Source organism: Serratia sp. root2 (assembly GCF_031931805.1).
GTDB lineage: Bacteria > Pseudomonadota > Gammaproteobacteria > Enterobacterales > Enterobacteriaceae > Serratia > Serratia inhibens.
The window spans coordinates 285,142-298,530 of record NZ_JAUJXB010000004.1 but is presented as its reverse complement, the minus strand read 5'-3'; the positions used below and the strand labels follow the sequence as shown (position 1 = coordinate 298,530).

The window sequence follows — 13,389 nt, the reverse complement described above, 5'->3', positions numbered from 1 at the left end:
AATGTCCTTATTGAATGTCCGACGGCTCGACGGCTAACGGGTGGTTCGCCCACCATTGCTGCGCTTGCCGGTGGCTGACCTGCGCGCCTTTAAAGTTCACGACGCGTTTGCCGCGCTGCGCCCCACGGTGGTATAGCGCCCGTACGCAGAACTGCGGGAAAATATCCCGGGCGATCAGATTGCGCATTTCTCGCGTGTGGCCGAATGGGGCGATCCAGTCGCAGAACCACAGGCGATCGCCGCTGTTCCAGTCGTTTTCCTGCATGTTTATCGCCGGTTGCGTTAGATAACGCGCCTCGGCCTCTTGGTTCATCCAGGCCCAGCTGAGGAAAAACACCGGCTGATTCTGGTACGACGCCAGCACATATTGCTGCCGCTTGATGATCGGCAGCAGCAGCGTCGGCAGGGTATGCAACGGCGCATCGCGGTGCATAGGCGAATGCATCCACAGCCATACCGCCGCCCCAAAGGCTTCCGCCTCGCTGTCATCGCCGCCGAGGATCAGCGGTGCCCGGATATCGTAGTCACCTATGCGCATCGTCGTTCCCTCAGTAGTTCCAGCTCAGGTTAAAGCCCAGCGTCACCGGGCTGGTGCTGAAGCCGTCCGGTTTGGAGAACGGCACGCCGGCGAACAGGTCGTAACCCACCTTGAAGGCGTAACCGCGCAGGCCGACCACACCGCCCGCCAGATGTTGCCCGGCCAGGTAATCGGAGCCGTAACCGCCCACTTCGCCATAGTCGGCCCCCAGGTAAAGTTCTTGCCCCGGCAATGGCGTGCGCCAGGCCAGATCGTTGCGCACGAACCAGCCGTGGTTGGCATTCAGGGTGCGTTCACCGTCAAAGCCGCGCACCGTCCAGCGGTTGCCGATAGCAAACTGATCCTGCGGCGTCAGCGGGGTATCGCTGATCTGACGCTGGTACTGCACGTTGTATCTGAAGTTCTGGCTGAACAGGCTGAACGGCACGTCAAGCTGGGCGTTGAGCTGAATAATTTTGCTGAGCGCCGTCGCCTCGCCAAAGGTCTCTTCCGGCGCGGGCAAAGCGCCGAACCAGCGGGTGCCGCGCTGATAACTGACGCCGGCGTCCAGCGTGGCCTGCTGGATGTAATGTCGGTGCTGCAAGCCCAGCCGCCAGCCGGAAGTGCGGCGACGCTGCACTTCCACTTCGGTATCGTTGATGTAGTTGCTCGACTCGCGCGCCAGCACGTCATAGGTCAGCGTGGTTTTCTGGCTGCCGTTACGGTGCAGCACCCGGCTGAGCTGGAAATCCAGGTTTTTGCTCTTGCCGCTGTAGCGGTAATCCTGATTCTGCCCGGCGATGGTCTGGTGGTAGTCATAGCTATTGGCGGTCACCCCGGCCATCCAGTAGCCGAACGGCACCGAATAATGGCCGGTGATGTTTTTGGTGCCTCTGCCACCCTGGTTTTGCAGGTCGGTGGTGCCGGAGATATAGAACAGATCGCTGAGCGAGAACGGGTTATCCAACGACAGCGTCAGGCCGCCCTGATAGAGACCGGTGCTCTTGGTGCCGGAGTCATCCAGCGAGGCGCCAACGCGCCACATGCGTTCTTGCTTCCAGCTCAGCGCAATGTCGCTTTCGCCGGGCTGTTCGCCGGGGATGATTTCCATATTGGCCTGCACCGTCGGCAGGCGCTGCAGGTTTTCCAGCCCCTGCTCGATATCGCGCAAGTCCAGCAGGTTACCCGCGTGGGCCGGGAAACTGCTGTAAGGTTGAAGGTAGCGGCCGCTGTCCGGCGTCAGCTTTACCTGGCGCACATAGCCGGGCACCACCACCAGCCGCAGTTTGCCGCTTTTCAGATCCTGCGTCGGCGCCAGCACGCGCGTGGTGATATAGCCGCTATCCACCAGCCGGTTTTGCAGGGTGCTCATCAACAGGTTGATGCCCTGCCCGCCCAGGCACTGGCCCTGCGCCTGATTGGCAATGCGCTGCAACGGCAGCCAATGCGGGAGTTTGTCCTGACCGGTCAGAACCACCTGTTCGATAGGGAAGCAGGGTTTTTCCTGCGGGAACGCAATGCGGCCAAAACCGGACGAAGGCGGCGACAGCCGCACATCCGGCGTAGGGGGGGTCAGTTGCTGCTCCAGCGCTTTTTGCCGCTGCTGCTGTATGATCAGTTGATCGCCATTTGGCGCTGCCGCCAGAACCGGTTGATTGAATATAAACAGCGGCAAGACAACGGAGCCAAATGGAATACATCCCTTGCGCACAGCAAGGCTGAGCGAAGAGTAAGCAGAGAGGCGCATGACGTTTTCCCTGTCGAAGGACAAAAAAATGATAAGAATTGTAAATAAACGCGAACATTATGCGCACGAACAACTCAGGATCAACTCTATTTTGGCCAATAATGAGTGCTGGGTAACAAAATACGCAGTATGAATAATCCTACAGGCTAATCCCCTCGCCATTTCACCTTGCGAAAAACCACCCAACCAATTATTTTTAAAAGAAAAATAAACACATCACACTCATAACCACCAAAAGAGTTATGAATAATTGCATGGCAACAATGCAATTATTCATCATGGATAACTTATGTCTGATAACGCTAACAGTTTAAGATGATTCCTATTTTAAATACCTTTTTCCAGGAGTTTGTTACCCTGCGGGATAATAATATTATTAATTATCTTTCCGCCTGTTTTAATTATATTCAGCGTATTTCAAACTACCCTGTGGCCGACCGCCACTTAAGGTTCTTATGGCAGAGGTATTAACCTGCCTTCTTATTCCTGGGAGGTCAGTTTATTCCCTTTATCCCCTCCTCCTGCGCCCGGGTTTACGGGGACAGGCCGCTTTTTCGGATTCTTTCGTTGCATTGCTAAACCGGTTCTTCTATTTTAGCTCGCCATCTGACACAGGTTAAAACAGAGGTTGAGCATGGGAAATCGCGTATGGGTGCTGGGTGACGCTGTAGTCGACCTGGTTCCTGAAAATTCAAACAGTTACCTAAAATGCCCCGGTGGCGCGCCTGCCAACGTCGCGGTCGGTATCGCCCGCCTGGGTGGCGACAGCGCCTTTATCGGCCGGGTCGGCAAAGACGGGTTCGGCGCTTTCCTGCAGCAGGTGCTGCGTGAAGAGCAAGTGGACATCCGCCACATGACGCAGGACGACACGCATCACACCTCTACCGTGGTGGTGGATCTCGATCTGCTCGGCGAACGCACCTTCACTTTCATGGTGACCCCCAGCGCCGATTTGTTCCTGCAACCTGAGGATCTGCCTGATTTCAAAGCAGATGAGTGGCTGCACGTTTGCTCTATCGCCCTGTCGCAAGAGCCCAGCCGCAGCACCACCTTTACCGCGATGGAGAACATCAGGGCGGCCGGTGGCTGGGTGAGCTTTGACCCGAATATTCGTGAAGACGTCTGGCGACAGCCGGAAGCCCTGCGCCCCTGCCTGCAAAAGGCACTGTTGCTGGCGCATGTGGTCAAAATCTCTCAGGAAGAATTGAGTTTTATCAGCAATATCGGTGAGCTGGAGAGCGCCATCGACTGGATGATGCAACGCTATCCGCTGCGTTTGCTGCTGGTGACGCTGGGCGGCGATGGCGTGTGCGTGCATGACGGCAAACAGATCCGCCATTTCCGCGCCCCCTCGATTGTCCCGGTCGATACCACAGGCGCGGGCGACGCTTTCGTCGCCGGTCTGCTGGCTGCGCTGGCGCAACTCGGCGCTCTGCCGGAGGATGAACAGTGGCCAGAGGTGATCGCCCAGGCCCAAGCCTGCGGTGCGTTAGCCACCACCGCCAAAGGCGCCATGACTGCCCTGCCTACCTCAGAACAGTTAAAAAATTTCCTTCAGCGCTAAGCCCCATAACGGTGGGCCTGGCTCACCGTTTTTCCGCTGCTGGGCCGAATTTGCGCACTCGATCACAATAGCTGAATCGGGTTAGCAAACTTGATTGCCAGCCGCCGTTCAACTCTCTATCTTTCTTCCTGAAAAACCGGTTTAGCAATTTAGCAAAAAACAATAACAACTTTACCCGGATGATAGAGAATCATGAAAAAACTGAGTTATTTGGCTGTCACTACAGGGCTCCTCATCTCCACCTCTGCGGCGGCGGCTGGCGCTGACAGCAGTATCGAAGCACGTCTGAACGCGCTGGAACAACGGCTGCAACAGGCTGAACAACGCGCCACCCAGGCCGAGACACGCGCTACGGCGGCAGAACGTCACGCACAACAGCTGGAACAGCGCACCGCCAACACCGAACGGCAAACCGTACAGGTTGCGCAGCGTACCGCGACGCTGGAAACCCAGGCCGCGCCGGCTGCCAACCTGAAGTTGAACGGTTTTAATGACCTGAAACTGTATGGCGATGTCGAGTTCAACCTCGACGGCGCCAGCCGCAGCGGCCAGCTCACCTCGTTGAAAACCAGCAACAACAAGGACTGGAAGCCCGGCAACAAAGAACGTTGGGATATCAACGGCCGTATTCTGGTCGGCGTGGACGGTTATCGTCGCAACCAGGACGGTAACTTCTCCGGTTTCAGCGTACAGCCGCTGGCGGACATGACCGGAAAAATGAACCTCGATGATGCCGCCTTCTTCTTCGGCAACGAAAAGAACTGGCAGACCAAAATCGGGCGTTTTGAAGCCTACGACATGTTCCCGCTCAATCAGGACACCTTCATCCAATATTCCGGCAATACCGCCAACGATCTGTATGCCGACGGCTTCGGCTATATCTACATGATGAAGGAAGGCCGTGGCCGCAGCAGCAGCGGCGGCAACCTGATGCTGAGCAAATACGCCGGCGACTTCTACTTTGAGCTCAATACGCTGGTGGAGGATGGCACCTCACTGTTCCAGGACAACGCCTACCACGGCAACAGCCTGGATAATAAGAAAAACGTGGCCTATCTGCGGCCGGTTATCGCCTGGAAGAAAGACCAGCTCAGCGCGGCAGTGGCGATGGAAAGCAACGTGGTCAACAATGCCTATGGTTATCAGGACGACCAGGGGAAATTCGTCGACCAGTCCAAACGCAACGGCTACGGCATGACCCTGAGCTGGAACAACACCGCCGCCAATCCGGACAACGGCGTGGTCGCCAACCTGAGTACCGCCTATCTGGACGCGTCGGGCGAGCAGGATTTGACCGCCGGCGTCAACGTGCTGTGGCGTCGCTTCGAAGTGGGGTATATCTACGCCCACAACAATATCAAAGAGTTTAATACTGCCGGCATGGCGGCCGACATCAATAACCCGCTCAGCGAACCGGGCAAGTATGACATTCACACCATCCATACTTCGTATCAGATACCTAACATCATGAATATGAAGAACTTCAATTTGTACCTCGGGGCCTACGTCTCGATGCTGGAAGCCAGTGCCGATAGCAAAATAGCCAACGCCGATAACGATCAACGCTACGGTGTGCGCGCCAGATTCAAGTATTTCTTCTGACGCAGGCGAGTGACTCATTTCCGCCGCGGAAACCCGCGGCGGCGTTTTGATTTATTAAGGGAGAAAACATGGACATTACCGCAACTGCCAACGCGCTGTTGCCGCTGCTCGGCGGCAAAGAGAACATCGCCAGCGCCGCCCACTGCGCCACCCGGCTGCGGCTGGTTCTGGTGGATGACAGCAAGGTGGACAAGGCCGCGATTGGCAAGCTTGACGGGGTAAAGGGCTGTTTCAGCAACGCCGGACAGATCCAGGTAATTTTCGGCACCGGGCTGGTCAACAAGGTGCATGCGGAATTTATCAAGGCAGCGGGCGTCAGCGAATCCAGCAAGTCTGAAGCCGCCGACATCGCGGCGAAAAAACTCAACCCGTTGCAACGCATCGCCCGTTTGCTGTCGAACATCTTTGTACCGATCATTCCGGCTATCGTCGCCTCCGGCCTGCTGATGGGCCTGCTCGGCATGGTGAAAACCTACGGCTGGGCCGACGCCAACAGCGCGCTGTTCGTGATGCTGGACATGTTCAGCTCGGCGGCGTTTATCATCTTGCCTATCCTGATCGGCTTCACCGCCGCGCGCGAATTCGGCGGCAACCCTTATCTGGGCGCCACGCTGGGCGGCATTCTGACCCACCCGGCGCTGACCAACGCCTGGGGCGTCGCCGGCGGTTTCCACACCATGAATTTCTTCGGACTCGAGATCGCCATGATCGGCTATCAGGGTACGGTGTTCCCGGTGCTGCTGACGGTGTGGTTTATGAGCGTGCTGGAAAAACAGCTGCGCAAAGTGATCCCCAACGCGCTGGACCTGATCCTGACGCCATTCCTGACCGTGGTCATCTCCGGCTTCGTCGCCATGCTGTTTATCGGCCCTGCCGGGCGCGCACTGGGTGACGGCATCTCCTTTGTGCTCAGCACGCTGATTGCCCACGCCGGTTGGTTCGCCGGATTCCTGTTCGGCGGCCTGTATTCCGCCATCGTCATCACCGGCATTCACCACAGCTTCCACGCCGTCGAGGCGGGGCTGCTCGGCAACCCGAAAATCGGCGTTAACTTCCTGCTGCCGATCTGGTCGATGGCCAATATCGCTCAGGGCGGCGCTTGCCTGGCGGTGTATTTCAAAACCCGCGACGCCAAGATTAAAGCCATTGCGGTGCCTTCGGCCTTTTCCGCCATGCTCGGCATTACCGAGGCGGCGCTGTTCGGCATCAACCTGCGCTTTGTGAAGCCCTTCCTGGCGGCGCTGGCAGGCGGCGCGCTCGGCGGTGCCTGGGTGGTGGCCAATCACGTCGGCATGAACGCCGTCGGGCTGACGGCGATCCCGGGGTTGGCGATCGTGCAGGCCAACTCGCTGCTGAGCTATATCATTGGTCTGGTTATCGCCTTCGGCAGTGCCTTTACGCTCTCGCTGCTGCTGAAATACAAAACGGACAGTGAATGATGGAAGAACTGAATTTGATGAAACAGGCCGTTCAGGCGCTGATGAACGGCATGCCGCTGGCGCTGCGCGATCCTCACCGGCCGGCATGGCACCTGGCCCCCAGCGTCGGCCTGCTGAACGACCCCAACGGGTTTATTCAGCATAAGGGGGTTTATCACTTGTTCTATCAGTGGAACCCGCTGGGTTGCGACCACCGCAACAAATGCTGGGGCCATTGGCAATCGACGGATCTGTTGAACTGGCAGCATCAGCCGGTGGCGCTGGTGCCCGGCGCCTGTTACGACAGCCACGGCTGTTACTCAGGCTCGGCGGTAGTGGAAAACGGAAAAATCATGCTGGCGTATACCGGCAACGTCAAATACCCCGACGGCTCTCGCACCGCGTACCAGTGCCTGGCGCTGGAAAATGCGCAGGGCGGGTATGACAAGCTCGGCCCGGTACTGCCGCTGCCCGAAGGCTACAGCGGCCACGTGCGCGATCCCAAGGTTTGGCGCCATCAAGACGACTGGTACATGGTGCTCGGCGCCCGTGACCTGCAGGATCGCGGCAAGGTGCTGTTGCTGCGTTCCGCCGATCTGCGCAGTTGGCAGCTGTTGGGGGAGATTGCCGGATCGCAGCTGAACGGCATGGGCGATTTCGGCTACATGTGGGAATGCCCGGATCTGTTCACGCTGGAAGGAACCGAGGTATTGATTTGTTGCCCTCAGGGGCTGGCGGCGCAGGCTGAACGTTATCTCAACGTTTACCAGGCGGGCTATCTGACCGGCAAACTGGATTATCGGCAGGCGAGCTTTGAACATGGCGAATTCCACGAACTGGACGCCGGGTTCGAATTCTATGCGCCGCAGACCACGCTGGCCGAAGACGGCCGCCGCCTGCTGGTCGGCTGGATGGGCGTACCAGAGCAGGACGAAGCCCATCACCCGACGTTGCGATACGGCTGGATCCACACCATGACTTGCCTGCGCGAGCTGTCGTTGCACAACGGCAAGCTTTACCAACAGCCGGCGCGCGAGCTGCAACGTCTGCGCGGCGAAGGCAGCCAATGGCAGGGAATCGCGGATAACGCGCCGGGCTGGTCTGTCGACAGTGCCGAAGTGCTGTTGACGCCCAACGGCGCATTTTGCGCCGACTTTGGCGATGCGATGACGTTGAGCTGGGACGGCGCCTTGCTGCGTCTGACGCGCAACAACCTGCGCAGTGGGCAGCCAGAACACCGTTACTGGCGTGGTGAGGTCACCCATCTGCAAATGCTGTTCGACAGCTCCAGCGTGGAGATTTTTATCAACCACGGCGAAGGGGTCATGAGCTCGCGCTACTTCCCTGGCCCGCAGCCGCGGCTGGGTTTGAGCGGCACGGCGCAGCTTGCACTGGAGCACTGGCCGCTGACGCCATGCATGCTAGAATGACGCATCTTCCGATGAACTCAGATGCCGTCAGTGAAAAAAAACAAACGCATAACCATCAGTGATATTGCCGCACTGGCCGGCGTGTCGAAATCGACCGCCAGCCTGGTGCTTAACGGACGCAGCAAAGAATACCGGGTGTCCGACGACACCCGTGACCGTATTCTGGCTCTGGCCGGCGAGCACCACTATCAGCCTAGCTTCCATGCACGTTCGCTGCGCTCTTCCCGCAGCCATACCCTGGGGCTGGTCGTGCCGGAAATGACCAACTACGGTTTTGCCGTGATTTCACGCGAGCTGGAAACCCTGTGCCGCGAGGCGGGTTTACAGTTGCTGATCGCCTGCTCCGATGAAAACCCGGCGCAGGAAATGATGGCGGTCAACAGCCTGGTGCAACGCCAGGTCGACGGCCTGATTGTCGCCTCCAGCCAGCTCAGCGATGTGGAATACCAAAAGATTAACGCCGGCCTGCCGGTGGTGCAGATGGACCGTCTGATCACCGGTTCCGCGCTGCCGCTGGTGATGACAGACTCACTGACCTCAACCGCCACGCTGGTGGAAAACGTCGCGCGCCAGCATCCGGACGAATTCTATTTCCTCGGTGGCCAGCCGCGTATCTCGCCAACGCGCGATCGGTTGGCCGGTTTTCAGCTCGGCCTTGAACGCGCCGGGGTGGCCTGTAAACCGGAATGGATCATCAACGGCAATTACCACCCCAGCTCCGGCTACGAGATGTTCGCCCAGCTTTGCGCGCAGCTCGGCCGGCCGCCGAAAGCGCTGTTTACCGCCGCCTGCGGCCTGCTGGAAGGGGTGCTGCGCTACCTGAATCAGCACCAGCTGATGGAAAGCGACCTGCACCTTTGCAGCTTCGACGATCACTACCTGTTCGATGGCCTGACGTTGAAGATCGACACCGTAGCCCAGGATTGCCGAGCCCTGGCCCAGCACAGTTTCGACATGGTCAGCCAGCTTATCGACGAACAGCCGTTGGCGCAGAATACGTTATATCTGCCGGGCAGCATCCACTGGCGTCACCCCGGTTCGAAGGCGCTGCTCGGCCAGCCATAAATTCAGGTATTTCCCGATTAAGGAACCCATCATGAGTCGTGAGATTAACAAAGATACCCAGCTGTGCATGTCGCTGGCCGGCCGCCCTGGCAACTTCGGCACCCGCTTCCATAACTATCTGTACCAGGAACTGGATCTGAACTTTATCTACAAGGCATTTACCACCCAGGATATTCAGGCGGCGGTGGGCGGGGTACGCGCTCTGGGTATTCGCGGCTGTGCGGTTTCCATGCCGTTCAAAGAGAGCTGTATTCCCTTCCTCGATGAGCTGGATGCTTCCGCCACGGCCATTGAATCTGTCAATACCATCGTCAATGACGAGGGTTTCCTGCGGGCCTATAACACCGACTATATCGCCATCGCCAAACTGCTGGCGCAGCATCAGATCCCGGCGGAAACCACTTTCGCCCTGCGCGGCAGCGGCGGCATGGCAAAGGCGGTGGCCGCCGCCCTGCGCGACGCCGGTTTCAAACGGGGTCATATCATCGCCCGTAACCCGGCGGCAGGCCAGGCGCTGGCTAGCGCCTACGGTTATCAGTGGCTGGCGGAAATCGGTGATTTAACCGTAGATATGGTGATCAACGTAACCCCCATCGGCATGGCCGGTGGCGCAGAGGCGGAACAACTGGCCTTTGCTCCGGCAACCCTCGAAGCGGCGAAAATCGTCTTCGACGTGGTGGCGCTGCCGGCGGAAACCCCGCTGATTCGCTACGCGCGCGAGCAAGGCAAGCGGGTGATCACCGGTGCGGAAGTGATTGCATTGCAGGCGCTGGAACAGTTCGTACTCTATACCGGCGTACGCCCTACCGATGAGCAGATCGCCCGCGCCGCGGCGCATGCTCGCGGCTGAATTCTATCAAAGCATTTAAATAGAAAAAGGGCGCCTCGGCGCCCTTCTCATCGTTAGCGATATCCGGCCCGCTACTTCGCGGCGCCTTCCATCCCCACCAGCCCCACTTTCAGGTAGCCGGCTTTACGCAACGTATCCATCACGCTCATCAGCGTTTCGTAGTCCACGGTCTTGTCCGCCTGGAAGAAGATGGTGGTCTCTTTGTTCGCCTGAGTGCGCTGATCCAGCACCGCCGTCAGTTGATCGGCGTTGACCGCTTGCTCACCCACGTACAGCTGCTTATCCGCTTTCACCGACAGGAACACCGGTTTTTCCGGGCGCGGCTGCGGTTTGGCTGAAGAAGCGGGGAGATCGACGCGGATATCTACCGTTGCCAGCGGCGCGGCCACCATAAAGATGATCAACAGCACCAGCATGACGTCGATAAACGGCGTCACGTTGATTTCATGCAGTTCGCCGCTGTCGTCCAGATCTTCATTTAAGCGCATCGCCATAACTCACCCCACCCGCAGTTGGTGTGAATGCTGCGAGCGTTTGGCCTCTGCCGTCGCGGCCAGATCCAAATCGCGGCCCAACAGCAACAACACCTGCGCCGCCACGTCGCCAACCTGGGCACGATGTCCACTGATGACACGGGCAAAGACGTTATAAATCACCACCGCCGGGATCGCGGCGACCAACCCCAATGCGGTCGCCAGCAGCGCTTCCGCAATGCCGGGCGCGACGACGGCCAGGTTGGTGGTTTGCGAGTGGGCGATACCGATAAAGCTGTTCATGATGCCCCAAACGGTACCGAACAGACCGACGAACGGCGAGATGGCGCCAATGGTCGCCAGGAAGCCGTTGCCACGCCCCATGTTACGGCTGTAGCCCGCTACGCGGCGCTCAAGGCGGAAACCGGTACGTTCTTTGATGCCGTTGTTGTCGTTGGACTCCGCCGACAGTTCCAGCTCGTTTTGCGCGTCGTTCAGCAACACCGCGCTGATGCTTTCTTCGGAGAAATTCTGGGCCAGTTCGCTGGCTTCATCCAACGTACGCACATTGGCCAGCGCCAGTTGCTCGCGGCGCAGACGGCGCTTGGCGCGGAACAGCTCGCTGCCTTTGGAGAACAGAATGGTCCAGGTGACGATGGACGCCAGCACCAGGCCGATCATCACTGTCTTCACGACGATGTCCGCGTGCTGGTACATGCCCCAAACGGACAGATCCATGCCGCGGGTTTCCGGCGGCTGGATGGTGGGTTGTGGATTCACCGGAGTGAGGGTTTCAGGCGCAGCAGCAGGCGCGGCGGCCGGAGCAACGCTCTCGGTCACGGCGGGGTTCGCCGCCGGTGCAGCCTGTGCGCTGCCGGCCAGCCCAACCACCAATACCATCGAAGCGATCAGACCACGGCCTAACGCCTTGCCCCATTGCGCCCGGCCCTGGCCGAACGATCCTTGATTTAAATGCTTGCCAGCCGTTTTCACGCTGTGCCTCCACCCGTTACCGATCAAAATTGAGGAATAATTCAGCGTGCGATCATATCAAACCAATCAGGGATTGATAGTAGTTCTCATTATTATTTACCAAATAATCGACAATATTTCAGATCCCGACGCATCGAAGCCGCAACATTCGCTCATTCGCCACCGGTTCGCCCCTTTACTCCCCTTTTAAAGGGCTTTTCGTTACTTTTCGCCCACAGAGATGCAACAAAACCGCCCCGACAGCATTTATGCCTGTGGGCTGCCGGTTTGCCGACATGCGGGCGGGTTAAATGCCGTCATGCAGAATGATGGCGTGCCAGAACGCGCTCCGGCAGAGGATTATGGCCGTTTCTATATCTGGAAGTTAAAACGTCTGGATGGCTATTATATGTCATGTTAACCTAAGGGCTATCGCAAAATGCCAGTGAAAAGCCAGTAAAAGTGAGCCCATTCCTATGACGTCAAAAAATATCGAAACCACGCTGATCGCCGCCGGGCGCAGCAAGCGCTATACCCTGGGCTCCGTCAATCCCGTCACCCAGCGCGCTTCCTCACTGGTATTTGACTCCGTTGCAGCCAAGAAACATGCCACCGCTCAACGCGCCCACGGCGAGCTATTTTACGGCCGGCGCGGCACCCTGACCCATTTCGCGTTTCAGGATGCGATGGTCGAGCTAGAAGGCGGTGCGGGCTGCGTGCTTTATCCGTGCGGCGCTGCGGCGGTATCCAACGCCATTTTGTCTTTTGTCGGCGCCGGCGACCACGTGCTGATGACCGGTTCGGTCTATGAGCCGACGCAGGATTTTTGCAGCCATATTCTTAGCCGCATGAACGTGACGACCACCTACTTCGACCCGCTGATCGGCGCCGACATCGCCAGGCTGATTCAGCCCAATACCCGCGTGGTGTTTCTTGAATCCCCCGGTTCCATCACTATGGAAATTCAGGATATCCCGGCGATGGTGCAGGCCATTCGCGCCGTAGCGCCGGAAATGGTGATCATGATCGACAACACCTGGGCGGCCGGCGTGCTGTTCAAGGCACTGGATTTTGATATCGATATTTCGATCCAGGCCGGCACCAAATACATTATCGGCCACTCCGATTACATGCTCGGCACCGCCGTGGCCAACGAACGCTGTTGGGACCAACTGCGCGAATACTCTTACCTGATGGGTCAGATGGTGGACGCCGATACCGCCTATATGGCAAGTCGCGGTCTGCGCACGCTGGGCGTGCGCCTGAAGCAGCACGAACAGAGCAGTATCGAAGTCGCCAACTGGCTGGCGGAACGGCCGGAGGTCGCGACGATCAATCACCCGGCGCTGCCCGGCTGCAAAGGCCATGAGTTCTACCGCCGCGATTTCAGCGGCTGCAACGGCCTGTTCTCCTTTGTGCTGAAAGAACGTCTGAACGACGCACAGTTGGCCGACTATCTGGATAACTTCAGCCATTTCAGCATGGCCTACTCCTGGGGCGGCTTTGAGTCGCTGATCCTGGCCAATCAGCCGGAGGAACTCGAGGCTATCCGTCCGGCGGGCGGCGTCGACTTCACCGGTACGCTGGTGCGCCTGCATATCGGCCTGGAGAACGTCGACGATCTGATCGCCGATCTGGCGGCCGGTTTCGAACGCATCGCCAGTGTGCGCTGACTTGCAGTGCGGCAATTTTCTTCGTCTCGTTTAATGTCGGCTTAAGCTATTAGCGGTACACTAACCGGATAGATACGG

The 13,389-nt window shown here is 58.4% G+C and carries 11 protein-coding genes; 7 read left to right on the top strand and 4 right to left on the bottom strand.

What is annotated here, in order from left to right; translation table 11 throughout:
- Positions 1-7 precede the first annotated feature (7 nt).
- Both QZQ97_RS19225 and QZQ97_RS19220 read right to left on the bottom strand, forming a co-directional pair.
- Positions 8-538 (bottom strand): toxin-activating lysine-acyltransferase, encoded by a 531-nt coding sequence (locus QZQ97_RS19225; protein ID WP_311994747.1) that lies wholly within the window; start codon positions 536-538, stop codon positions 8-10.
- 10 nt (positions 539-548) lie between these two features.
- Complete coding sequence (locus QZQ97_RS19220; protein ID WP_311994746.1) at positions 549-2,264, bottom strand: ShlB/FhaC/HecB family hemolysin secretion/activation protein; 1,716 nt, start codon at positions 2,262-2,264, stop codon at positions 549-551.
- Positions 2,265-2,898: 634 nt separating this feature from the next.
- Between QZQ97_RS19220 and QZQ97_RS19215 the strand changes: the two genes are divergently transcribed.
- The 6 genes from QZQ97_RS19215 (at position 2,899) to QZQ97_RS19190 (ending at position 10,193) form a co-directional block, all read left to right on the top strand.
- Complete coding sequence (locus tag QZQ97_RS19215; protein WP_311994745.1) at positions 2,899-3,828, top strand: aminoimidazole riboside kinase; 930 nt, start codon at positions 2,899-2,901, stop codon at positions 3,826-3,828.
- 192 nt (positions 3,829-4,020) lie between these two features.
- Positions 4,021-5,430 carry a carbohydrate porin gene (locus QZQ97_RS19210; protein ID WP_311994744.1) on the top strand — a complete coding sequence of 470 codons (1,410 nt, stop codon included), beginning with the start codon at positions 4,021-4,023 and terminating at the stop codon, positions 5,428-5,430.
- A gap of 68 nt (positions 5,431-5,498) precedes the next feature.
- Entirely contained in the window at positions 5,499-6,869 is a 1,371-nt protein-coding gene (locus tag QZQ97_RS19205; RefSeq protein ID WP_311994743.1) for a sucrose-specific PTS transporter subunit IIBC, read from the top strand.
- Complete coding sequence (locus QZQ97_RS19200; protein WP_311994796.1) at positions 6,869-8,278, top strand: sucrose-6-phosphate hydrolase; 1,410 nt, start codon at positions 6,869-6,871, stop codon at positions 8,276-8,278. Before QZQ97_RS19205 ends, QZQ97_RS19200 begins: the two co-directional genes overlap by 1 nt.
- Before the next feature lie 21 nt (positions 8,279-8,299).
- Positions 8,300-9,343 (top strand): substrate-binding domain-containing protein, encoded by a 1,044-nt coding sequence (locus QZQ97_RS19195; protein WP_311994742.1) that lies wholly within the window; start codon positions 8,300-8,302, stop codon positions 9,341-9,343.
- Positions 9,344-9,374: 31 nt separating this feature from the next.
- Positions 9,375-10,193, top strand: a complete 819-nt coding sequence (locus QZQ97_RS19190) for a shikimate 5-dehydrogenase (RefSeq protein ID WP_311994741.1) — start codon at positions 9,375-9,377, stop codon at positions 10,191-10,193.
- Between the two features lie 71 nt (positions 10,194-10,264).
- Here QZQ97_RS19190 and exbD read toward each other — a convergent pair whose 3' ends face one another.
- Both exbD and exbB read right to left on the bottom strand, forming a co-directional pair.
- Positions 10,265-10,687: a TonB system transport protein ExbD gene (gene exbD, locus QZQ97_RS19185; protein WP_006320636.1), complete on the bottom strand. Its 423-nt coding sequence runs from the start codon at positions 10,685-10,687 to the stop codon at positions 10,265-10,267.
- A 3-nt stretch (positions 10,688-10,690) separates the two neighbouring features.
- Positions 10,691-11,659, bottom strand: coding sequence for a tol-pal system-associated acyl-CoA thioesterase (gene exbB / locus QZQ97_RS19180; RefSeq protein WP_311994740.1), 969 nt, complete (start codon positions 11,657-11,659; stop codon positions 10,691-10,693).
- Between the two features lie 455 nt (positions 11,660-12,114).
- Here exbB and metC point away from each other — a divergent pair, with 455 nt between their 5' ends.
- On the top strand, positions 12,115-13,311 hold the full coding sequence (metC, locus tag QZQ97_RS19175; protein WP_311994739.1) for a cystathionine beta-lyase: 1,197 nt from the start codon (positions 12,115-12,117) through the stop codon (positions 13,309-13,311).
- Positions 13,312-13,389 lie beyond the last annotated feature (78 nt).